The organism is Ligilactobacillus cholophilus (genome assembly GCF_030389495.1).
In the GTDB taxonomy this organism is placed as follows: domain Bacteria; phylum Bacillota; class Bacilli; order Lactobacillales; family Lactobacillaceae; genus Ligilactobacillus; species Ligilactobacillus cholophilus.
This window is the reverse complement of sequence record NZ_CP127832.1, coordinates 236,149-258,313: the sequence shown is the minus strand read 5'-3', so window position 1 is coordinate 258,313 and position 22,165 is coordinate 236,149. Positions and strand designations below refer to the sequence as shown.

Sequence of the window (22,165 nt, the reverse complement as noted above, 5' to 3'; positions counted from 1 at the left end):
TCAATTATTTTAATTTTAATTGTTGTCCTACATAAATTAAATCTGAATTTAGATTATTCATAGATTTTAATTGATTTACTGTAAGTCCATTTGAAGAAGCAATCTTCCAAAGCGAATCACCTGATTTTACTGTGTATGATTTTGCAGAAGATGAACTTTGATTCTTATTTGAAGTTGACGTTGAAGTTGATTTTTTGCCTACATTTAATTTTTGACCAACATAAATTACATCATTACTCAAATTATTATTTTGTTTTAATTGCGAAACAGTCATATCATGATTATTTGCAATTGACCATAATGAATCACCTGATTTTACTGTATATGTTTGTGAAGAGCTTGATGATTGTTGTTGACTTGAAGATTGATTTTTATTTGTTGTACTTCCGCTAGTCTTATTTCCACTAATAGTAAGTACTTGACCAACATAAATGTTATCAGACTTCAAATTATTCTTTTCTTTAATTGAACTTACACTTGTATTATTTTTATTTGCAATTCCCCACAATGTATCACCTGATTTTACTGTATATGTTTTCACACTTGATGATTGTGAAGTTGATGTTGATGATTGATTTTGTGAAGAACTTTGATTATTTTTGCCCTCTTTAATTTTCAATTTTTGACCAACATAAATAGTATTTGAACTTAATTTATTAATACTCTTGAGATCATTAACAGTAGTATCATGGCTAGTAGCAATCTTCCATAATGAATCACCTGATTTTACTGTATAGTAAACATCACTAGAAGATTGACTATTATTATTACTATTTTGTTGATTATTTGATGTTGTTTCTTTTGTTAGCTTAAGTACTTGACCAACATAAATAGTATCAGACTTTAAATTATTGATTGATTTTAAGTTACTTACACTTGTATTGTGATTATTTGCAATTGACCACAATGAGTCGCCTGATTTAACCGTATATGTTTTACTACTACTATTTGAAGTAGTTGTAGATTGTGTTTTTTCTTTAATCTTTAACACTTGTCCAACGTAAATAACATTTGAACTTAAATTATTTAATTGTTTTAATTGATTAACAGATGTACCAAATTTTTGTGAAATTCCCCATAGTGAATCGCCTGATTTTACTGTATATGTATCAGGAACTTGATTTCCACTTCCAGTACTTGAATTATTTTCATTTTGGTTACTGTTAGAAGCGTTAGAATTTTGATTATTCTGGTTGTTAGAATTACCACTATACACATCATATTTAGTTAAATTATACTCGCTCATCAAACGACATAATGTATTAGCATAGTTAGGGTCAGTAGCATAAGTACCATAAACACCGTTGCGCAAATTAGCTGCAGCAATTTGTGGAGTAGCAGCTTTTGCACGTGTAGAATTAGGGAAACGTGATGTAATCAATTTTGCATATGCAGTTAATGAATCATAATAACTATCATATTTTTGAAATTTTGCATCAACTGTATACCACTTACCATTGATATACTCTTGTGTTTTCATAATTATATAATTTCCGGTTCCATTCCATTTGACACCAAATAAATTATGACCTTGAGTACTTAATGCACTACTTCCCCATCCACTTTCTAATGCTGCTTGAGCAATCATGAGTGAAGCATAGATTCCATTTTCTTGTGCAACTTGTTGAGCAACTGGGCCAATTGTATTCAAGAAGTTTTGGACGTTTCCAGGATATGAAAGTGTTGATACAGAATTTAATTGTTCTCGAGTTTGTACTTGATTAGTATTTTCTGTTTCTTTATCACTTGTAGATTGTGCTGAAGTAGTATTCACTGAAGAAATACTACTTGATGATGATTCATTATTTGAACTTGAAGAATCAGTAGTATTATCATCTTTTATTTCACTTGAGGAAACTTCACTACTTTGAATACTTGAAGATTCACTATCTTTTGAACTGCTACTAGAGCTCACTGTACTACTTGATGAACTTACTTCGCTACTTGATGAATTTGAACTAGATTCAACCGCAGAAGAACTTGAGCTAACTATGCTACTTGATGATGAACTTGATGCATTCTCAACATTTGATGATGAACTTGATGATGAGCTTGTTTGATCATCTGATGAACTAGAAGAATAAATAACTTCACCAGTAACTCGTGCTCCAGCTGCACTTGAAGAAACATTTGTTGTTTCTGATGAACTACTAGAACTTACTTTATCACTAGATGATTGTGATTTATCGTTCATTTGCAATGTAGAATCAGCATGAACTTCTTTATTATTTAATAGAAAACCTGCAGTTCCTACCATTAATGATGTACCTAAAGCTGTTGTTGCTTTTTTTACATTTTTCATTTTTTGCATATGTTCTAGTTTTCTTTTACTAGCAATTCTGTCTTTTCTATTACGCATTTTTTTACCTCTATATAATTATAAATTCCTACTTTATATATACCCTTAATTACACTAAAAAGTCAAAATATTTTAATAGAATTTGAATAAATTTACATAATTATATAATCTTTTAAAAGATTATTGACTTATTTTAAAAGATTATTGACTTAAACTTAACCAAAAAAAAACACCGCTCAAGGCGATGCATTATAAGTCACAACGGTCCGTACGGGACTCGAACCCGTGATCTCCTGCGTGACAGGCAGGCGTCCTAAACCAACTAGACCAACGGACCAAAATTGCGGGAGCAGGATTTGAACCTACGACCTTCGGGTTATGAGCCCGACGAGCTACCAGACTGCTCCATCCCGCGATAATTACGAGAAATATTTATTTAAATGACCCGTACGGGATTTGAACCCATGTTACCGCCGTGAAAGGGCGGTGTCTTAACCACTTGACCAACGGGTCATAGAAGAATCAAAACGGAGAAGGAGGGATTTGAACCCTCGCGCCGTGTTACCGACCTACACCCTTAGCAGGGGCGCCTCTTCAGCCACTTGAGTACTTCTCCAAATGGACCTGAATGGACTCGAACCATCGACCTCACGCTTATCAGGCGTGCGCTCTAAACCAGCTGAGCTACAGGTCCATATAAGCGGGTAACGAGAATCGAACTCGCGACAACAGCTTGGAAGGCTGTGGTTTTACCACTAAACTATACCCGCATATTTAGTTTTAATGGCGCGGGACAGAATCGAACTGCCGACACAAGGAGCTTCAATCCTTTGCTCTACCGACTGAGCTACCGAGCCATAAACGGTCCGTACGGGACTCGAACCCGTGATCTCCTGCGTGACAGGCAGGCGTCCTAAACCAACTAGACCAACGGACCAAAATTGCGGGAGCAGGATTTGAACCTACGACCTTCGGGTTATGAGCCCGACGAGCTACCAGACTGCTCCATCCCGCGATAATTATAAGGAGGATGAGAGATTCGAACTCTCGCGCCGAGTTGCCCCGACCTGACGGTTTTCAAGACCGTTCCCTTCAGCCAGACTTGGGTAATCCTCCAAATGAGATGAAAGTTAATAATAAAATTATTAATGGACCTTGTAGGACTCGAACCTACGACCGGACGGTTATGAGCCGTCTGCTCTAACCAACTGAGCTAAAGGTCCAAGTTCTTAATGATCCAATCGCGGCAGGGGGGATCGAACCCTCGACCTCTCGGGTATGAACCGAACGCTCTAGCCAGCTGAGCTACACCGCGATAAAATATATGAGAACTAATTCTCTTATCGGGAAAACAGGATTTGAACCTGCGACCCCTTGGTCCCAAACCAAGTGCTCTACCAAACTGAGCTATTTCCCGATAAATGCACCCAGTAGGAGTCGAACCTACAACCTTCTGATTCGTAGTCAGACACTCTATCCAGTTGCGCTATGGGTGCATAAATATAAATGCCGAGGACCGGAATCGAACCGGTACGGTGATCACTCACCGCAGGATTTTAAGTCCTGTGCGTCTGCCAGTTCCGCCACCCCGGCGAATTTATACAAGCGGAAGACGGGATTCGAACCCGCGACCCCCACCATGGCAAGGTGGTGTTCTACCACTGAACTACTTCCGCATAATGCCGACTAGAGGATTCGAACCTCCGACCCTCTGTTTACAAGACAGATGCTCTACCAACTGAGCTAAGTCGGCGTGCTGCTTAACACAACTACTATAGTTTAACTTGATCAATTAGATTTGTCAAGAACTTTTTTTATTTTTTTATGAGTCGTGACAGGCTCGAACTGTCGACCCTCTGATTAAAAGTCAGATGCTCTACCAACTGAGCTAACGACTCAAATGGAGGATACAGGGTTCGAACCTGTGACCCCCTGCTTGTAAGGCAGATGCTCTCCCAGCTGAGCTAATCCTCCATTAAGCACGGCGACTTCCTACCCTTGCAAGAGGCGTTCCTCTAACTACTATCGGCGTTTTGAAGCTTAACTTCTGTGTTCGGAATGGAAACAGGTGTATCCTTCAAGCCATCATCACCGCACTTTGTGCTTTTGAGAAAACCTTGTTCTCTCAAAACTAGCTAATAATTTATTCTTTTGACCTTCACCGCTTTTTTAACCTTTGGTTAAGTCCTCGACCGATTAGTAATGGTCCGCTCCATGCATCGCTGCACTTCCACTTCCATCCTATCTACCTGATCATCTCTCAGGGGTCTTACTTCCTTACGGAATGGGAAATCCGATCTTGAGGTGAGTTTCGCACTTAGATGCTTTCAGCGTTTATCTCATCCATACATAGCTACCCAGCGATGCCTTTGGCAAGACAACTGGTACACCAGCGGTATGTCCATCCCGGTCCTCTCGTACTAAGGACAGATCCTCTCAAATTTCCTACGCCCGCGACGGATAGGGACCGAACTGTCTCACGACGTTCTGAACCCAGCTCGCGTACCGCTTTAATGGGCGAACAGCCCAACCCTTGGGACCGACTACAGCCCCAGGATGCGATGAGCCGACATCGAGGTGCCAAACCTCCCCGTCGATGTGGACTCTTGGGGGAGATAAGCCTGTTATCCCCAGGGTAGCTTTTATCCGTTGAGCGATGGCCCTTCCATACGGAACCACCGGATCACTAAGCCCGACTTTCGTCCCTGCTCGACTTGTAGGTCTCGCAGTCAAGCTCCCTTCTGCCTTTACACTCTGCGAATGATTTCCAACCATTCTGAGGGAACCTTTGGGCGCCTCCGTTACCTTTTAGGAGGCGACCGCCCCAGTCAAACTGCCCACCTGACACTGTCTCCCGCCGTGATTGCCGGCGTGGGTTAGAGTGTTCATACAACTAGGGTAGTATCCCACCAACGCCTCCAGCGAAACTAGCGTTCCGCCTTCAATGGCTCCTACCTATCCTGTACAAGTTATACAAACACCCAATATCAAGCTACAGTAAAGCTCCATGGGGTCTTTCCGTCCTGTCGCGGGTAACCCGCATCTTCACGGGTATTATAATTTCACCGAGTCTCTCGTTGAGACAGTGCCCAGATCGTTACGCCTTTCGTGCGGGTCGGAACTTACCCGACAAGGAATTTCGCTACCTTAGGACCGTTATAGTTACGGCCGCCGTTTACTGGGGCTTCAATTCAAAGCTTCGCCGAAGCTAACTTTTCCTCTTAACCTTCCAGCACCGGGCAGGCGTCAGCCCCTATACTTCATCTTACGATTTTGCAGAAACCTGTGTTTTTGATAAACAGTCGCCTGGGCCTTTTCACTGCGGCTGACCCGGAGGTCAGCACCCCTTCTCCCGAAGTTACGGGGTCATTTTGCCGAGTTCCTTAACGAGAGTTCTCTCGCTCACCTTAGGATACTCTCCTCGACTACCTGTGTCGGTTTGCGGTACGGGTATTAATTTTCTCACTAGAAGCTTTTCTTGGCAGTGTGACGTCGATCACTTCACTACTTTAATTTCGTTCCCCATCGTAACTTGTCGTTGTGTATTCAAGCATTTGACTCTCATACCGACTTATTACTTGGACGCACATTTCCGTTCGTGCGCATCTCTAGCCTCCTGCGTCCCTCCATCGTTCAAACAAAAATTAATAGTACAGGAATCTCAACCTGTTATCCATCGCTTACGCCTCTCGGCCTCAGCTTAGGTCCCGACTAACCCTGGGCGGACGAGCCTTCCCCAGGAAACCTTAGTCATTCGGTGGATTAGATTCTCACTAATCTTTCGCTACTCATACCGGCATTCTCACTTCTAAGCGCTCCACCAGTCCTTACGGTCTGACTTCGTTGCCCTTAGAACGCTCTCCTACCATGCACTACGTGCATCCACGATTTCGGTAATGTGTTTAGCCCCGTTACATTTTCGGCGCAGGATCACTCGACTAGTGAGCTATTACGCACTCTTTGAATGGTGGCTGCTTCTGAGCCAACATCCTAGTTGTCTATGCAATCCCACATCCTTTTCCACTTAACACATATTTAGGGACCTTAATCGGTGGTCTGGGCTGTTTCCCTTTCGACTACGGATCTTATCACTCGCAGTCTGACTCCCGGATATAGATCTGTGGCATTCGGAGTTTATCTGAATTCAGTAACTCTTGATGAGCCCCTAGTCCAAACAGTGCTCTACCTCCACGATCCTCAACTCCGAGGCTAGCCCTAAAGCTATTTCGGAGAGAACCAGCTATCTCCAAGTTCGTTTGGAATTTCACCGCTACCCACACCTCATCCTAGCATTTTTCAACATACACAGGTTCGGTCCTCCAGTGCGTTTTACCGCACCTTCAACCTGGACATGGGTAGGTCACCTGGTTTCGGGTCTACACCTACATACTCTTGCGCCCTATTCAGACTCGCTTTCGCTGCGGCTCCGACTTTGCGGTCTTAACCTCGCATGCAAGCGTAACTCGCCGGTTCATTCTACAAAAGGCACGCCATCACTCGTTAATGAGCTTTGACTACTTGTAGGCACATGGTTTCAGGAACTATTTCACTCCCCTCCCGGGGTGCTTTTCACCTTTCCCTCACGGTACTGGTTCACTATCGGTCACTAGGTAGTATTTAGCCTTGGGAGATGGTCCTCCCGGATTCCGACGGAGTTTCACGTGTTCCGCCGTACTCAGGATCCTGAACTGAGGAAACAACGTTTCGTTTACAGGACTATCACCTTCTCTGGTTGATCTTCCCAGATCATTCAACTACGTTATTTCTTGGTAACTCGGATGTTCAGTCCTACAACCCCAAAAAGCAAGCTTCTTGGTTTGGGCTGTTCCCGTTTCGCTCGCCGCTACTCAGGGAATCGAATTTCTTTCTCTTCCTGCGGGTACTTAGATGTTTCAGTTCCCCGCGTCTTCCTTCAACTAAGCTATGAATTCACTTAGTGATGAAACCTAACGGTTTCGGGTTTCCCCATTCGGAAATCTCCGGATCATTGCTTACTTACAGCTAACCGAAGCATATCGCAGTTAGTCACGTCCTTCATCGGCTCCTAGTGCCAAGGCATCCACCATGCGCCCTTAATAACTTAACCTGAACTGATTTGATCAGTTGGTTTATGAGTTTAGCGAATTAAGAACTTTGATTCTTGTTAAAACTCTTAAAAACGCGGTGTTCTCGGTTTATTAAGAAATAAATTATTATCTAGTTTTCAAAGAACAAGCTTGAGAGTAGATCTCTCAAAACTGAATAAGTTTCGACAATGTGCAGCTTCCGTATTTTTCCTTAGAAAGGAGGTGATCCAGCCGCAGGTTCTCCTACGGCTACCTTGTTACGACTTCACCCCAATCATCTGTCCCACCTTAGACGGCTAGCTCCATAAAGGTTACCCCACCGGCTTTGGGTGTTACAAACTCTCATGGTGTGACGGGCGGTGTGTACAAGGCCCGGGAACGTATTCACCGCGGCATGCTGATCCGCGATTACTAGCGATTCCGACTTCATGCAGGCGAGTTGCAGCCTGCAATCCGAACTGAGAACGACTTTAAGAGATTAGCTTGACCTCGCGATTTCGCGACTCGTTGTATCGTCCATTGTAGCACGTGTGTAGCCCAGGTCATAAGGGGCATGATGACTTGACGTCATCCCCACCTTCCTCCGGTTTGTCACCGGCAGTCTCGCCAGAGTGCCCAACTGAATGATGGCAACTGACAACAAGGGTTGCGCTCGTTGCGGGACTTAACCCAACATCTCACGACACGAGCTGACGACAGCCATGCACCACCTGTCATTTTGTCCCCGAAGGGAAAACCTGATCTCTCAGGTGGTCAAAAGATGTCAAGACCTGGTAAGGTTCTTCGCGTTGCTTCGAATTAAACCACATGCTCCACCGCTTGTGCGGGCCCCCGTCAATTCCTTTGAGTTTCAACCTTGCGGTCGTACTCCCCAGGCGGAATGCTTATTGCGTTAGCTGCGGCACTGAAGGGCGGAAACCCTCCAACACCTAGCATTCATCGTTTACGGCGTGGACTACCAGGGTATCTAATCCTGTTCGCTACCCACGCTTTCGAACCTCAGCGTCAGTTACAGACCAGAGAGCCGCTTTCGCCACTGGTGTTCTTCCATATATCTACGCATTTCACCGCTACACATGGAGTTCCACTCTCCTCTTCTGCACTCAAGTCTTCCAGTTTCCAATGCACATCTCCGGTTAAGCCGAAGGCTTTCACATCAGACTTAAAAGACCGCCTGCGTTCCCTTTACGCCCAATAAATCCGGACAACGCTTGCCACCTACGTATTACCGCGGCTGCTGGCACGTAGTTAGCCGTGACTTGCTGGTTAGATACCGTCAACGCATGAACAGTTACTCTCACACGTGTTCTTCTCTAACAACAGAACTTTACGATCCGAAGACCTTCTTCATTCACGCGGCGTTGCTCCATCAGGCTTGCGCCCATTGTGGAAGATTCCCTACTGCTGCCTCCCGTAGGAGTATGGGCCGTGTCTCAGTCCCATTGTGGCCGATCAACCTCTCAGTTCGGCTACGTATCATCACCTTGGTGAGCCTTTACCTCACCAACTAGTTAATACGCCGCGGGTCCATCCAAAAGCGATAGCAGAACCATCTTTCACATCACAAGCATGCGCTTGTCATGGTTATACGGTATTAGCACTTGTTTCCAAATGTTATCCCCTTCTTTTGGGCAGGTTACCCACGTGTTACTCACCCGTCCGCCACTCGAAATTCTTACGGTGGATGCAAGCATCCGGTGTAAGATTTTCTCGTTCGACTTGCATGTATTAGGCACGCCGCCAGCGTTCGTCCTGAGCCAGGATCAAACTCTCATTTTAAAAGTTTTGTGACTCATAAATTTTACTAGCGAATTGACTTCGCAAATGTTTTTGCATTCATTTTCATGAATTGCCCTGCACATTTGTTCATCGAAACATATTCAGTTTTCAAAGATCTACATCTATTTGTTATCTTAGCGACAACATTTATCATTTTAACATGTTATAAATAAATGTCAAGAACTTTTTTATTTTTTCTTATCACTTATTTACGACTCTTAAAAGTTTATCGAAAAAAATAAACCCTGTCAAGAACTTTTTTCATTTGTAAAACGAATTAAGTAACTCAACAACGTTTATTATAATATCTGATTTTTTAGTTAAGGTCAAGATTTTTTTTATCTTTTTTTTCTATATCATTTAAAGCTTCATTAATCCAAAAATCTAAATGATTTTTAATTGGCTCGAAACCAATATTTAAATGTTTATTACTCCAGTATTTTTTATATTGATGTGCAATTTCATCACGATTATATTTAAAATTAAATGGCTTTTCCATACATCTTAATGATAAAGATATTTTTTTAGTATATTCATCAATATCAATAATCATTACTTTTACAGATTGACCAATTTTTAAACAATTTTCAATATCGCTTATATATCCATGCTTTAATTCTGAGATATGGATCAAGCCCTGTGTTTTATCATCCAACATTACAAAAGCACCATAAGGTTGAATTCCTGTAATTTTTCCAGATAAAATCATTCCAATACGATAATCCATTTACTCACCTATTCTATAATTTGAATATTATTTATTACAACATCTTTTTCTGGCTTATCATTTGATAGTGTCTTAACTTTAGCAATTTCGTCTAATACATCATATCCAGCAATAATTTGACCAAATACAGTATGACGATGATCTAACCATGGAGTACCTCCCTTTTGATATTCTTTTATAATCTCTTCTGGATAACTTGCTACTTCCATTTCTTTAATCATCATTTGATCTAAATTTTCGTTTTGAACTATAAAGAATTGGCTTCCATTTGTGTTAGGTCCTGCATTAGCCATTGATAATGCTCCTCTTAAATTAAATAATTCATTTGAAAATTCATCTTCAAATGAATTATTCCAAATACTTTGACCACCCATTCCAGTTCCTGTTGGATCTCCCCCTTGAATCATAAAATCTTTAATTACACGATGAAATATAACTCCATCATAATATCCTTGTTTGGATAAGCTAATAAAATTTTCAACTGCTTTTGGAGCTTGCTTAGGAAATAATTGAAATTCCATTTCACCATAATTTGTATTAAAAATAGCTCTTGGTCCTTTTTCATTTTTTAAATTTAATTGTGGATAATTCATCATGGACATCTCCTTCAAATTCTTCTAATATGTAGTATAACAAAATTAGAACAGTTTTAAACTTAGAATAGGTGATTATATATGAATAAAGAGAAAAATATTTATGATATAACAATTGTTGGTGGCGGACCAGTTGGTTTATTTACTGCTACATATGCATTAATGCGACAAGGTAAAGTTCAAATAATTGAAAGTTTATCCGAAATTGGCGGTCAAGTATCGGCATTGTTTCCTTCAAAACAAATATTCGATATTCCTGCCTTCCCTAAAATTTCTGGAACAGATTTAATCACTAATTTAGAAAAGCAATTAGATTTTTTCAAACCTGAGATTCATCTAAATGAAACAGTAATAAATTTTCAAAAAGAAAAAAATATTTTTAAAATAAAAACAAACAAACGAACTACGTACTCTAAAACAATTATTTTAGCAACTGGAGTAGGTGCATTTGAACCTAGAAAATTAAAAATCAAAAATGCAGAATACTTTGAAAACAAATCATTATTCTATAATGTTTCTGAAATATCAAAATTTAAAAATAAGAATATTATTATTGCTGGTGGTGGAGATTCCGCAACTGATTGGACTCTTGAATTATCGAAAATTGCTAATCATATTACATTAATTCATCGAAGAGATCAGTTTAGGGCACTTGAAAGTTCACTTTCCCAAATTAAAAAATTAGAAAATGTTTCAATTGTTACTCCTTTTATAATTGATCAAATGGAAGAAACAACAGATAAAAAACTTAAATTGATATTAAAACGAGCAAGAACCAAAGATGAATTTAAAACTATAGTAACTGATTCATTAATTGTTAATTATGGATTTATGACCGATACAAGTTTATTAAAAAAATGGAACTTAGAAATTGAAAATCGTAAAATCAAAGTTAACAGTAATCAAGAAACATCAATTAAAGGTGTCTATGCAGTTGGTGATAATGCATATCAAGAAGGAGCAGTAGACTTAATTGCAACTGGATTTGGAGCAGGACCAATTGCCGTTAACCATGCTATGAATGTTATTTATCCTGACAAGCGTCAAGCAACTCATAGTACACAACTAATGAAGAATTTTAAAAATTAATTGTAATCCCCCAATTTAAGCATTATAATTTGAGTATTAACGCAATTTGGAGGTTTGATTTGGCACAATTTATTGACTTTGTATTACATATAGATTCTCACCTTGTTTCAATCGTAAATAGTTTTGGTGATTGGACCTACTTAATTTTATTTTTAATAATTTTTATTGAAACTGGTGCAGTAATAATGCCATTTTTACCAGGTGATTCACTTCTATTTGCTGCCTGTGCATTAGCTGCAAATCCTGAATATCATTTGAATATTTGGATTTTTGTTACATTATTCCTTATTGCACCAATTACAGGTGATTCATTAAATTTTTGGATTGGTAAAACAGTTGGCAGAAAATTAACTAAAAATTCTTTTTTTGGAAAGTTTATTAAAGAAGACGATCTAAATAAAACCGAAGCATTCTTTGAAAAGCATGGTGGCATGGCCATTTCGCTTGCACGTTTTATGCCTATAATTAGAACTTTTTCACCATTTGTTGCTGGTGGAAGCGGAGTTAAATATTCAAAATTTGTTCGCTATAATGTAGCTGGAGCTTTTGCATGGGTTGCATTATGTTGTGGTGGCGGATACTTCTTTGGAAATTTCCCATTCGTAAAAGAACATTTTTCAATGATTGTAATTGGAATAATCGTTATTTCACTATTGCCTGCTGTTATCAGTGGTATTAAGGCTAAAGTATCAAAGAAAAATTAATTAAAAAAACTATCAACTAGCTACTAGTTGATAGTTTTTTTAATTCATCCCGACATTTAAAATATAAAATCAGACCAAATAAATATGCAATCAAAACTATTAATATAAAACTTGCTTCAAAAAAATCAATCGGTAATACTTTTATAATTGGATCAGTTGTTGGATTAAAAATCCAATAATTATTAGCAAATATTAATTTATGAAATAAAATAAATAACTGATAAAAATAAATAAACACAATCGAAAAGAAAATTAATAGACCTGAGCTTATTAATTTTAACGGAATAATAAATTGCCATAACGTTTTATTTTTCATACGTTTTCGAATTATAAAGTATGATAAAAGTATAAATATTATTCCAATAATGTTGTTAATTTCTACTAAAATTTTTACTTCTTCAAAATGAATTAAACCTGTATAAGATGCTTTAATTGTTCTATCCCATTTTGTAATCCAAAAAAAGTTTAGATATTTCAATAAATTTATATAATTCATCATTAATTCATGTTTAGATATATGAATTAACGATGCTAAATCAAATTTAGATACAAACCAATAATAAAGTGGAACAAAGTTAACCACAAATATAATAGAAAAAGATATAATTGCAATAAAAATCACAATTATATCTCTTAATAATATAAAATTATTTTTCATTTTCTGAGACTTGCCATTCATCCAATGATTCAACTTCATGTGTTGGTTTTATTTTAACTTTTTTTATATCTTCTGGTGTTGATAAGCCTGTATATACAATAATTGTATCCATTCCAAAATTAATTCCTGCTAAAATATCAGTTTGATAATTATCACCAATCATTGCTACATCTTTTTTATTTAAATTCATTTTTTCTAAAGCTTTTTCCATTATTATACTTTCGGGTTTTCCAATAATAGTTGCTTTTTGTTGTGTCGAATATTCTACACTTGCAATTAGTGCTCCTGCACTAGGAATCATTCCTCTTTCGCTAGGTAAATTAGTATCTGGATTGGTTCCAATTAATTTTGCACCAGCTCTTACTGCTAAAGTCGCTAATTCCAATTTATGATATGTTACATCATAATCTAATCCAATTACTACATAATCAGGATGCTCTTCATCAAAAACAAAACCTCGTTTTAATATTTCCTGTTTTAATCCTAACTCCCCAATTACGTAAACACTTCTTTTTTTAGTATCTAGGTCTGCAATATAATCTGCAGTTGCTATAGCCGAACTATATACATTATCTAATGAAACATGTATATCAAAATTATTAGCTAAATTGTCTACAATTTTTTGTGGTGATCTTGTACTATTATTTGTTACAAATAAAAATGGAATATCGTATTGTTGAAGCCTTTCAATAAAACGTTTTGCTGCAGGAATTTTATCTTTTCCCCTGTAAATCGTTCCATCTAAATCAATCATATATCCCTTATACATTTTACTTCCTCTGCTTTCTTTTTTTCTTTCGAATTACAAAATGACGACTTCCCTGTCTTTTATTTTTAGATTTAACGACCTTAATTGTCGTCTTATTATTATCTTTTTTAGGCTGATTTTTCTTTTCTGTATTTCGATTATATTTTTTATTTGTTTTTCTTTTTTGAATTACTGGAAAACTTTCATGTACATTTAAATTTTTTAAAATAAAATATGGACATCCAAAATTGCAATATTCATATAAATAATCTTGCAATTGATCAATTTTTTTAGTTGCTGAAACTTTGCGACTATTTTTATAAAATCCACGCAATCTTAATTGATCATATCCCATATCCCCTACAATATAATCAAATTTAGTCAATACCGGACTAAATCTTTCCTTGACTTTTTCAATTTGAAATCCATCATGATAATTTTCTACTAACTCATATAAATCATCATCAATCATTACTTCTGTTTCATTTCGCACAATCACTTTACTTGCGTATTCTTCAATTGCATGTGCTTTTTTTGCCAACTGTTCTTCTAATTTCTCGCGTTTCTTATCATTCAAAAATGATTCACCTCCTAATTTTTCTTCTTCCTGTAAATTTTACACTAAAAATTCACTAATGACAAAGTACATAATAAAATAGCAATCTTTTTAAGATTGCTATTTTATCTATATGATATTTTCTTTTGCCCAAATATTAATTTCATTTAAGAATTGTTCAAATTCATTTTTATCTTTCAAAGATGGAAAATCGCCTAATAGTACTTGCTTTGCTTGTCTAGCTTGTTTCCCTTTCTTTTGAACAAATAAAATTGATTTTCTAGATTTCTCAGATACAAACATTTCTTTTGGTAAATTAAGCATTCCCTGCAAGTATCCATTTTCCCTGATAGCATTTATTAATCTTTGTGATTCTTTATTACTGAAAATATCACTAGGAACAATAAAAAATCCCCAAGCTCCATCCTTTAATTGTCTCATTGCTTGTTCAATAAATAAATAATGTGCATATGAATGGCCATTTTCTAATTTCGATTTAAAAGTTTCAACATTTTCATCAATTGGATAATAACCTACTGGCACATCACTCACAACAATGTCTACTTTAGGAACCATCAAACTTTCAATCGCATCTTGGTGATATAACTGTACTTCCTTGTGTTTTTGCAAAGCGAGCGAAATATCTGAAATTTCTAATAGAGTATCATCATTATCAATACCAAATAAATTTAAATTATTATATCCAGAGTAATTTAAATTATTAACAACTGTTGTTAATAAGTTCCCAGTTCCTACCCCAATATCAAGAATAGAATGAACATTTTCCTTATTTACTAATTTTTCAATTAAAAATGCAACTAAAAAACCAATTGAATCTGGTGTCATTTGATGATTTGTTTGAACTATTTCTTTTTTATATGAATTTAATAACAATAATTGTATTAATTGTCGATAGTCTTCACTTTTAAATTCCTTAAAATCTAAGTCGCCATATAATTTATTTAAATTATCTTTCGTTATCTGATCTAATTCATCTATTTGGCTAAAATGTTCATCTAAAATATTACTTAATGCTTCACATAATGCATCAAAATAACTTAATTCTAATTTATTTTCCAAAATTTCAATAATTTGTGACAAAATTTGATAATTATTTTCAATCTCTTTTAATTTCAATATTAATATCCTCACAATCGTTTGATATTCGTGTAACAGTTTACCGATATAACTAAGTAATTGCAAGTTTAACTATTTTAGTTCATCAAGTTGATATTTCTTTCCATTATTTAATTCAACATAATATAATGAATTTTTATAAGTAACATTTCCAATATTTAAAACTAAAGTTTGATTGTTTTCTAATTTATTATTTTGCGCAATATTTCTTAATATACGCGCCTCATTAAAATATATTTCTTCTTCATAAAAGCGAAAATGCTGTTGATAATATAATAATTGGCCTAAAAAAATCATTCCTAAAAACATTAAAAAAAACATACCACTTGATAACAGCATCCCAGAAATTTGCATTCTATTTTTTTTCAAACAAAATAATTTTTTGATGGTAATGATGATGATTCCTCAATTCTATTTCAAAATTTAATATTGGCTCATTGTATGAAAACCTATATCCAATACAATTCAAAATAAGTGGCATAAATCCTTCATGATCAGTACTTCTTAAAATTAAAGCCTTCTTAGCAGTTATATGCATTTCATAGGTTTTATGTTGAATATTATTATATAATCTAATCGGAAAATGATGATTTTTATTCTTCACAAAATAAAACTTATTATTTTCAGAACCAATTGTTGAAATGCATTTTTCCCACTGTATTCGCTCTTTTATACCTGATTCATTGATTAAATTACGATGAATTGGATATAAAGTCATATAAATTAATCCAATACCAATCGATGAAATCATTAGTGCAATTATAACTTCAAGTATTGTAAAACCTTTAATTCTTAATTTTATATATTTCATATCTGTCATTTTTTCCGCTAATAATAATCTTTTTAATTTTTCTATTTTGATATAGAATTTTTGTACTTTCTACATATGCTTGATGAACAAGTAAATTTTTAATATAAAATTTATTTTCCATTTTGATATAACAGGATTGATTAAAGCAAAAAAGTATAATAGCAATTGAAATTATCATTAATCCAACCATGGAATCAGCTATTACAAATCCATTAATTTGATTTTTCAACACGAAAAACTCCTCCAAAACTCAATTCATAAATTATTCGATAACTATAGCGATGATTTTTTTCTACAATTTCAATTGTCTGAGGTTTAGTCATACCTTTATATGACACCCATATATATTTATAACCATATACCGTTAATGAATTTGGATATGGTCGATGAATATACTTTCCACCAATATAACAAGAAGCTTCATTTCGACCAAATTGAAAAACTACCGCTTGACGCTTATTTTTTCCTTCGATTAAAAGTGTGTTCATTGTTTCTGTTAAATTTTGCATATATTGTTCTTCAACTAACGTCTTTTGTGTATTTTTAGAAATACAAATACTAATTATTAAAATTAAACTTGTAAGTAATAAAACAACAATAGTTTCAAACAACGTAAACCCTTTATTTTTCATTTAGCACTTCTTGAATTGTAATTTTTTCATCATTTAATTTTTTTGCTTGATCAGTAGTTAAATAATGATCACTTACTAAAGTTGAAATTGTTAATCTTCCAGCATCAATATTAGGATGTTCAGATAAATATAATTGACTTTGAGCTCTTAATTCTGTTTTCATTGCACCATTATTTATTTTTAAAGCATTTTTTCGCTGATGATTAATATTTGGGACAATAATTAAAATTAATAAACTAATAATAAATAATATAATCGCCATTTCAATTAATGTAAATCCTTTGATTTTAGTTTTCATTATAAATTCCTCCTAAGTTTGAATAAATTGGTAACAAAATAGATAAATATACTGAAATAATAATTATTGCAATAATCAAAAATGATATTGGTTGAATTAGGTTTATTAAATTATTAATTTTATTTAACAACCTTTGATATATCGTTTGTGAATAAATTAATAAATCCTCACTTAATTGATAATTAGTATGGCCTTTCTTCATAAAAACATTTAATTCTGCAGGAATAAATGGATACTTATCAATAAAAATTGCAATTTCTTCTCCATTTTGCAAATGACTATTTAACATTTCTCCAAGTTGATATATCAATGAACTACTTTTAAAGGTTTTCAAAAAGAAACAAATTTCTTGCAAATTTAATCCACTTCTAAATAATAAAGCTAAATTAAAACTTAAATAATAAAATGAAAAATAACAATAAATTTTTCCTACTAAAGGCAATTGACTATACCAAATATGTCGGTTAATACATGATTGCTTTTTCCACCAAATAAAAATTTTAATTAAATATACAGAAAATAATACAAAAATAGCCAATAATAAATATTCAAAAGAAACAACATATATTTTCTCATTTAAATTTGATTGATTCTCAATACTAAATGATGAAATTGTAGGTTTGAGCCAATAAAAAAAGATAATAAGCATTAAAATTAATAAAAGCAACAAAATAACAGGATAGGTTAATGTTCCTATTATCTTTTCTCTTTGTCTTAATCGTTGTTGCATATATTTTCCCAACTGCATTATGCTTAATTTTAGTTGTCCATGTCGTTCTGCAATAAATATTTGATTATATGTATTTTCATTTAAATATGGCTTTATACTTTGACTAAAATCATTTCCCATTTCCAAATCCAAATATATTTTCTCTAAATCATTACTTAGCTCAGGATATAAAATAATTAAATTGCTAATGCTCTGCTTTAAAGAAAATCCACTTTTTAACATATCCGCAAGCGTTTCAAAAAATTCTGCTTGATATTTTATTTTCCACTTGTTATCCCCAATAGTATTTTTGAAATGTTTCAGTACTGATTTTGCTTTCTTCTTTAAATTTTTCAAGATTACTTTGCCACTCCTTAGAGATATTTTTTTGATTTAAGCATTCTTCTAATGTTGTTTCATCGAAATCAATTTGATCAAATAAAACCTTAATTTCATTATTTGTATCGGAAATTAATCTTTGATAATTTACCATTTTTAAAGTTTGACTCAGGTCTACTTCATTAATGCCTAAATTTAATAATCGTGCTACTACTCCATTTGCATCTGATGCATGAACTGTACTTAATACTAAATGACCGCTTAATGCAGCTTGAATTACAATTTTTGCAGTAAAGCAGTCTCTTATTTCTCCAATAACCAATATCTCTGGGTGGTGTCTTAAAGCAACTTTTGCAAGATGCTCATAAGTTATCCCAGCATCTTCATTCACCTGAAGTTGAAGTACATTTGGTTGAAAAATTTCTACTGGATCTTCAATACATAAAATTTGTTTCTCTGAATACTTTTTTATTAATTCATACATTGAAGTGGTTTTTCCAGAACCTGTTGGTCCGCTAAAAAGTATTAGTCCTCGTTTTAAACAAGTTTTCTCAATTTTTTCCCATTGTGAAGGAATGAAATACCGTTGCTTTTCTAAATCATCAATTTGATATATTAATCGAATAACTAAACTTTCTTTTGACATAAAATTTCCTACACTAGAAAAGCGACAATTAACAACTTTTGAATCCACAGCATAACGCCATGCTCCTAGCTGAGGACGTCTTTTTTCACTAATGTTCATATTAGCTTTAAATTTAAAATAATTTATGCATTTATCTGCTTCTTCAAAAGATAAGTGAATATATAGATAATATTTACCGCTAGCAAAAAACTTTATTTCATAACCTCCTTTATACGGTAAAAAGTATATATCACTACTTTTACTTGAAATTGCCGCATCTAAAATTTTTAAAGCACTATTTTTTATTTGCACTTTATTTCCTCCTCTCATTATTTATATACGCAATTTTTTGCATTTTTTTATAAAAAAAAAGATCTTGTTAACTATTAACAAGATCTTTTATTAATTAAATATTGTATTATTCTTCATTCAATGCAGCTAAAACTTGTTTTTCAGTTGGGATTGATGGAATAGCACCAACTTTTTGTACTGCGAGTGATGATGCTTTGCTTGCATAAATAATAGATTCTTCTAAATTGCTAAAATCTTTATTCAGACGACTTACTAAAGCACCTAAGAATGTGTCTCCCGCAGCAGTAGTATCTACAGCATTAACTTTAAAAGCTTTAACTAATTTTTCGTTTGTTGGTGTTTTATAATATGCACCATGCCCACCTAATGTAATAATAACATTTTTAGCACCTAATTCCTGTAGCCTTGTTGCAGCTTCATGTGCTGTTAATTCATCAACAACTTTTATTTCTGTTAAAATTTCTGCTTCTGTTTCATTTGGAGTAATTAAGTCAACATTTTTTAACAATTCTGGATCTACATTTTTATGTGCAGGAGCTGGATTTAATACAGTAACTACATTTGCTGCCTTTGCAATTTTAAATGCATTTTTTGCTTGATCTGATGGTGTTTCAAACTGTGTAACGATAAAATCTGATTTTTGAATCGTTTCACGTGCATTTTCAATATCTTTTTCTTTAATTTCTTGATTTGCACCACCAAAAATAATGATACTATTTTCACCACTATCTTGTAATAAAATAAAAGCTTGTCCAGTACCCTTACCAGAAATTGTTACTTGATCAGTATTTATTCCTGCATCCTTTAAAAAACTAAGCATCATTCGGCCATTTTCGTCATCTCCAATTTTTCCAATAAAAGATGTCTTTGCACCTGAGCGTGCTGCAGAAATGGCTTGGTTTGCTCCTTTACCACCACCAGCATTTCTCTTATCAGACATTGCTAACGTTTCACCTGGTTGTGGCAACCGTGGAATTTGTAAAATTGTATCAACGTTTAAGCTACCTAAAACAGTTACTTTATTCAAAATAATTCCTCACTTTTCTATTGTCACATTTCAAAAGTTATCTCTTTTAAAAAGAAAAAGCCGGACCAATTTCCGACTTTCTTTTATCTTAAATTAATCTTCTGGAAATTCAGCTGATGTGAATACTTCAGAAACGTCATCTTCATCTTCCAACTTATCAATTAAGCGTTGAAGTTGTTCTACTTTATTTTCAGGAACTTCTGTAGTGGTAGTTGGAACCATAGTTAATTCAGCAGTAGCTAAATCATATTCTTTTTGTAATTCGTCACGAACACTTTCAAAGTCCTTTGGATCTGTATATATTTCAAAAACTTCATCTGAAGTTTGAACGTCATCTGCGCCAGCTTCGATTGCAGCTAATTCCATTGTATCTTCGTCAACATCTAAATCTTCGCGCGCAATTGCAATGTATCCTTTTCGATTAAACATGAAACTAACTGAACCAGATTCACCTAAATTACCACCATTTCGGTTAAAATCACCACGGACAGCTGATGCTGTACGATTACGGTTATCAGTTAAAGCATGTACTAAAACTGCAACACCAGCTGGACCATAACCTTCATAAGTAATTTCTTCATAATCGGCACCACCGGCACCAGTAGCTTTATCAATTGCACGTTTGATATTATCTTTTGGCATATTAGCTGCACGAGCTTTATCCATAACTAGCCGTAATTGTGGATTTCCATCTGGATCAGGACCACCAGTTTTTGCAGCCATGTAAATTTCTCGTGAGATTTTTTGGAAAATTTTTCCACGTTTTGCATCCTGGGCGTTTTTACGTCCTTGGATATTATGCCATTTTGAATGTCCTGACATTTCAGATACCTCTTTCCAGTTTTAGAATTTGACAATTACAGTCACTTTAGATGATAACAAAAATCACATAATTTATCAATGTAAACAATCTAACTTATATTATCGAGTTGAACCTCTCTTAATAAAACCATATTGTAATTCAACAGTAGGTTGCAATTCGCTATCTTCTTTATTCATCATTTTCGTTAAGCAACGCATTGCAACGGCCCCAATATCATATAAAGGTTGTGTAATTGATGATAATTGTGGACGTACAATCTCAGTCAATTTAGAATCATTTCCAGTTATTATTTCAAAATCTTCTGGTACTTTAATTCCTGCATCTTTTGCGCCATTTAACACGCCAGCTGCTAATTCATCATCTGCAATAAAAGCAGCATCTGCATTTACTGATGACAAAGCAGGCCACAAAGTTTCTCCTACACGATATGTTTCATTTGTCTCAAAAATTAAATCAGAATTATAATCAATTCCATTTTCTTTTAAAGCTTCCTTATATCCTTTTAGTCGATATTCACTATTAATTGGATACTCTAAAGGTCCTGAAATAAATGCAATTTTTTTATTTCCATGTGCTATAAGCGTATTTATTGCTTCTTTAACCGCTTTAATGTAATTTACATGAACACTTACAATTTCATCTTTATGATCCACTGATCCGGCTAAAACTACCGGCGTTTTAGAGCGTTTAATTTGATCTCGAAGCACATCTGTTAAATGCGTACCCATATAAATTATCCCATCAACTTGTTTTGCTAATAAGGTATTAAATACTTGAATTTCTTTATTTTTATCACCATCAGAATTAGCTAAAATAATATTATATTTATACATTGTAGCAACATCATCAATTCCACGTGCAAGAGATGCAAAATATACATTTGTTACATCTGGAATAATAACACCCACTGTTGTGGTTTTCTTACTTGCTAATCCACGAGCAACTGCATTTGGACGATAATCCAACTCATCAATAACTTCCATAACTTTCTTACGTGTGTCAGGCTTAACATTTGGATTACCATTTACTACACGTGAAACAGTTGCCATTGATACGCCTGCTTTTTTAGCAACATCATAAATTGTAATTGATTGTTTTTCCATTATAATTCTCCTTCCATTTTTAATTCATTTTCATTAAACCACTATTAATTTAACAAAGTTTTCAAAAAAATGCAAGCGTTTCAATAGTTATTATTTAGTTATTTTTAGCCATTTTATTCATTGTAAATAT

The 22,165-nt window shown here is 34.6% G+C and carries 19 protein-coding genes, 19 tRNA genes and 3 rRNA genes; 2 read left to right on the top strand and 39 right to left on the bottom strand.

The window, feature by feature from the left end:
* Window positions 1–4: 4 nt before the first annotated feature.
* From QPK35_RS01435 to QPK35_RS01315, 25 genes are all read right to left on the bottom strand, one after another.
* Window positions 5–2,359, bottom strand: a complete 2,355-nt coding sequence (locus QPK35_RS01435) for a muramidase family protein (protein WP_290033682.1) — start codon at window positions 2,357–2,359, stop codon at window positions 5–7.
* A gap of 202 nt (window positions 2,360–2,561) precedes the next feature.
* Window positions 2,562–2,636, bottom strand: a tRNA-Asp gene (locus QPK35_RS01430).
* A gap of 4 nt (window positions 2,637–2,640) precedes the next feature.
* A tRNA-Met gene (locus QPK35_RS01425) sits at window positions 2,641–2,714 on the bottom strand.
* 26 nt (window positions 2,715–2,740) lie between these two features.
* A tRNA-Glu gene (locus QPK35_RS01420) sits at window positions 2,741–2,812 on the bottom strand.
* A gap of 15 nt (window positions 2,813–2,827) precedes the next feature.
* Window positions 2,828–2,915, bottom strand: a tRNA-Ser gene (locus tag QPK35_RS01415).
* Between the two features lie 3 nt (window positions 2,916–2,918).
* Window positions 2,919–2,993 (bottom strand) — tRNA-Ile (locus QPK35_RS01410).
* 5 nt (window positions 2,994–2,998) lie between these two features.
* Window positions 2,999–3,069: transfer RNA gene (locus tag QPK35_RS01405), tRNA-Gly, on the bottom strand.
* Window positions 3,070–3,083: 14 nt separating this feature from the next.
* Window positions 3,084–3,156 (bottom strand) — tRNA-Phe (locus QPK35_RS01400).
* 5 nt (window positions 3,157–3,161) lie between these two features.
* Window positions 3,162–3,236 (bottom strand) — tRNA-Asp (locus tag QPK35_RS01395).
* Between the two features lie 4 nt (window positions 3,237–3,240).
* Window positions 3,241–3,314, bottom strand: a tRNA-Met gene (locus QPK35_RS01390).
* Window positions 3,315–3,323: 9 nt separating this feature from the next.
* Window positions 3,324–3,415: transfer RNA gene (locus QPK35_RS01385), tRNA-Ser, on the bottom strand.
* Window positions 3,416–3,448: 33 nt separating this feature from the next.
* Window positions 3,449–3,522 (bottom strand) — tRNA-Ile (locus QPK35_RS01380).
* A gap of 18 nt (window positions 3,523–3,540) precedes the next feature.
* Window positions 3,541–3,614 (bottom strand) — tRNA-Met (locus QPK35_RS01375).
* Window positions 3,615–3,642: 28 nt separating this feature from the next.
* A tRNA-Pro gene (locus QPK35_RS01370) sits at window positions 3,643–3,716 on the bottom strand.
* A gap of 5 nt (window positions 3,717–3,721) precedes the next feature.
* A tRNA-Arg gene (locus QPK35_RS01365) sits at window positions 3,722–3,795 on the bottom strand.
* 11 nt (window positions 3,796–3,806) lie between these two features.
* Window positions 3,807–3,892, bottom strand: a tRNA-Leu gene (locus QPK35_RS01360).
* 11 nt (window positions 3,893–3,903) lie between these two features.
* Window positions 3,904–3,975, bottom strand: a tRNA-Gly gene (locus QPK35_RS01355).
* Window positions 3,976–3,979: 4 nt separating this feature from the next.
* Window positions 3,980–4,052 (bottom strand) — tRNA-Thr (locus QPK35_RS01350).
* A 72-nt stretch (window positions 4,053–4,124) separates the two neighbouring features.
* Window positions 4,125–4,197 (bottom strand) — tRNA-Lys (locus QPK35_RS01345).
* Between the two features lie 3 nt (window positions 4,198–4,200).
* A tRNA-Val gene (locus QPK35_RS01340) sits at window positions 4,201–4,273 on the bottom strand.
* Between the two features lie 5 nt (window positions 4,274–4,278).
* A 5S ribosomal RNA gene (gene rrf / locus QPK35_RS01335) occupies window positions 4,279–4,395 on the bottom strand.
* 80 nt (window positions 4,396–4,475) lie between these two features.
* A 23S ribosomal RNA gene (locus QPK35_RS01330) occupies window positions 4,476–7,385 on the bottom strand.
* Between the two features lie 195 nt (window positions 7,386–7,580).
* Window positions 7,581–9,144, bottom strand: a 16S ribosomal RNA gene (locus QPK35_RS01325).
* The 16S, 23S and 5S rRNA genes sit together here with 19 tRNA genes alongside, the layout of an rRNA operon.
* Window positions 9,145–9,460: 316 nt before the next feature.
* Window positions 9,461–9,871 (bottom strand): CvfD/Ygs/GSP13 family RNA-binding post-transcriptional regulator, encoded by a 411-nt coding sequence (locus tag QPK35_RS01320; protein WP_290033681.1) that lies wholly within the window; start codon window positions 9,869–9,871, stop codon window positions 9,461–9,463.
* Window positions 9,872–9,879: 8 nt separating this feature from the next.
* Window positions 9,880–10,464, bottom strand: coding sequence for a peptidylprolyl isomerase (locus QPK35_RS01315; protein ID WP_290033680.1), 585 nt, complete (start codon window positions 10,462–10,464; stop codon window positions 9,880–9,882).
* An 81-nt stretch (window positions 10,465–10,545) separates the two neighbouring features.
* Between QPK35_RS01315 and QPK35_RS01310 the strand changes: the two genes are divergently transcribed.
* Entirely contained in the window at window positions 10,546–11,553 is a 1,008-nt protein-coding gene (locus QPK35_RS01310; RefSeq protein WP_290033679.1) for an NAD(P)/FAD-dependent oxidoreductase, read from the top strand.
* A gap of 59 nt (window positions 11,554–11,612) precedes the next feature.
* Window positions 11,613–12,257 carry a VTT domain-containing protein gene (locus QPK35_RS01305; RefSeq protein ID WP_290033678.1) on the top strand — a complete coding sequence of 215 codons (645 nt, stop codon included), beginning with the start codon at window positions 11,613–11,615 and terminating at the stop codon, window positions 12,255–12,257.
* A 16-nt stretch (window positions 12,258–12,273) separates the two neighbouring features.
* Here the strand turns inward: QPK35_RS01305 and QPK35_RS01300 are convergent, their stop codons facing one another.
* The 14 genes from QPK35_RS01300 to ccpA all read right to left on the bottom strand — a co-directional run bounded on the left by QPK35_RS01300 (window position 12,274) and on the right by ccpA (window position 22,035).
* Complete coding sequence (locus QPK35_RS01300) at window positions 12,274–12,879, bottom strand: TIGR01906 family membrane protein (protein ID WP_290033677.1); 606 nt, start codon at window positions 12,877–12,879, stop codon at window positions 12,274–12,276.
* A gap of 25 nt (window positions 12,880–12,904) precedes the next feature.
* Window positions 12,905–13,684: a TIGR01457 family HAD-type hydrolase gene (locus tag QPK35_RS01295; protein ID WP_290033676.1), complete on the bottom strand. Its 780-nt coding sequence runs from the start codon at window positions 13,682–13,684 to the stop codon at window positions 12,905–12,907.
* A gap of 1 nt (window position 13,685) precedes the next feature.
* Entirely contained in the window at window positions 13,686–14,240 is a 555-nt protein-coding gene (locus QPK35_RS01290) for a YutD family protein (RefSeq protein WP_290033675.1), read from the bottom strand.
* A 108-nt stretch (window positions 14,241–14,348) separates the two neighbouring features.
* A complete protein-coding gene (locus QPK35_RS01285) occupies window positions 14,349–15,356 on the bottom strand; it encodes a class I SAM-dependent methyltransferase (protein WP_290033674.1) in 1,008 nt (335 codons plus the stop codon).
* Window positions 15,357–15,428: 72 nt separating this feature from the next.
* A complete protein-coding gene (locus tag QPK35_RS01280) occupies window positions 15,429–15,710 on the bottom strand; it encodes a hypothetical protein (protein ID WP_290033673.1) in 282 nt (93 codons plus the stop codon).
* 1 nt (window position 15,711) lies between these two features.
* Entirely contained in the window at window positions 15,712–16,167 is a 456-nt protein-coding gene (locus tag QPK35_RS01275; RefSeq protein ID WP_290033672.1) for a prepilin-type N-terminal cleavage/methylation domain-containing protein, read from the bottom strand.
* Window positions 16,142–16,396, bottom strand: coding sequence for a hypothetical protein (locus tag QPK35_RS01270; protein WP_290033671.1), 255 nt, complete (start codon window positions 16,394–16,396; stop codon window positions 16,142–16,144). The genes QPK35_RS01275 and QPK35_RS01270 overlap by 26 nt, the downstream gene beginning before the upstream one ends.
* Entirely contained in the window at window positions 16,380–16,799 is a 420-nt protein-coding gene (locus QPK35_RS01265; RefSeq protein ID WP_290033670.1) for a prepilin-type N-terminal cleavage/methylation domain-containing protein, read from the bottom strand. The genes QPK35_RS01270 and QPK35_RS01265 overlap by 17 nt, the downstream gene beginning before the upstream one ends.
* On the bottom strand, window positions 16,789–17,097 hold the full coding sequence (locus tag QPK35_RS01260) for a prepilin-type N-terminal cleavage/methylation domain-containing protein (protein WP_290033669.1): 309 nt from the start codon (window positions 17,095–17,097) through the stop codon (window positions 16,789–16,791). Before QPK35_RS01260 ends, QPK35_RS01265 begins: the two co-directional genes overlap by 11 nt.
* Window positions 17,087–18,163 carry a competence type IV pilus assembly protein ComGB gene (gene comGB, locus QPK35_RS01255; protein WP_290033668.1) on the bottom strand — a complete coding sequence of 359 codons (1,077 nt, stop codon included), beginning with the start codon at window positions 18,161–18,163 and terminating at the stop codon, window positions 17,087–17,089. Before comGB ends, QPK35_RS01260 begins: the two co-directional genes overlap by 11 nt.
* On the bottom strand, window positions 18,099–19,082 hold the full coding sequence (comGA, locus tag QPK35_RS01250) for a competence type IV pilus ATPase ComGA (RefSeq protein ID WP_290033667.1): 984 nt from the start codon (window positions 19,080–19,082) through the stop codon (window positions 18,099–18,101). The genes comGB and comGA overlap by 65 nt, the downstream gene beginning before the upstream one ends.
* 106 nt (window positions 19,083–19,188) lie before the next feature.
* On the bottom strand, window positions 19,189–20,112 hold the full coding sequence (gene rbsK / locus QPK35_RS01245; RefSeq protein ID WP_290034225.1) for a ribokinase: 924 nt from the start codon (window positions 20,110–20,112) through the stop codon (window positions 19,189–19,191).
* Window positions 20,113–20,202: 90 nt separating this feature from the next.
* Complete coding sequence (locus QPK35_RS01240; protein ID WP_290033666.1) at window positions 20,203–20,931, bottom strand: YebC/PmpR family DNA-binding transcriptional regulator; 729 nt, start codon at window positions 20,929–20,931, stop codon at window positions 20,203–20,205.
* A 99-nt stretch (window positions 20,932–21,030) separates the two neighbouring features.
* On the bottom strand, window positions 21,031–22,035 hold the full coding sequence (gene ccpA / locus QPK35_RS01235) for a catabolite control protein A (protein ID WP_290033665.1): 1,005 nt from the start codon (window positions 22,033–22,035) through the stop codon (window positions 21,031–21,033).
* Window positions 22,036–22,165 lie beyond the last annotated feature (130 nt).

Bases quoted from the DNA above. Each gene is read 5' to 3' on its own strand.
- QPK35_RS01315 (WP_290033680.1), bottom strand. From the start codon at position 10,464: ATGAATTATCCACAATTAAATTTAAAAAATGAAAAAGGACCAAGAGCT.
- QPK35_RS01265 (WP_290033670.1), bottom strand. From the start codon at position 16,799: ATGAAAAATAAAGGGTTTACGTTGTTTGAAACTATTGTTGTTTTATTA.
- QPK35_RS01240 (WP_290033666.1), bottom strand. From the start codon at position 20,931: ATGTCAGGACATTCAAAATGGCATAATATCCAAGGACGTAAAAACGCC.
- QPK35_RS01275 (WP_290033672.1), bottom strand. From the start codon at position 16,167: ATGAAATATATAAAATTAAGAATTAAAGGTTTTACAATACTTGAAGTT.
- QPK35_RS01320 (WP_290033681.1), bottom strand. From the start codon at position 9,871: ATGGATTATCGTATTGGAATGATTTTATCTGGAAAAATTACAGGAATT.
- QPK35_RS01435 (WP_290033682.1), bottom strand. From the start codon at position 2,359: ATGCGTAATAGAAAAGACAGAATTGCTAGTAAAAGAAAACTAGAACAT.
- QPK35_RS01310 (WP_290033679.1), top strand. From the start codon at position 10,546: ATGAATAAAGAGAAAAATATTTATGATATAACAATTGTTGGTGGCGGA.
- QPK35_RS01280 (WP_290033673.1), bottom strand. From the start codon at position 15,710: ATGCAAATTTCTGGGATGCTGTTATCAAGTGGTATGTTTTTTTTAATG.
- QPK35_RS01260 (WP_290033669.1), bottom strand. From the start codon at position 17,097: ATGAAAACTAAAATCAAAGGATTTACATTAATTGAAATGGCGATTATA.
- ccpA (WP_290033665.1), bottom strand. From the start codon at position 22,035: ATGGAAAAACAATCAATTACAATTTATGATGTTGCTAAAAAAGCAGGC.
- QPK35_RS01295 (WP_290033676.1), bottom strand. From the start codon at position 13,684: ATGTATAAGGGATATATGATTGATTTAGATGGAACGATTTACAGGGGA.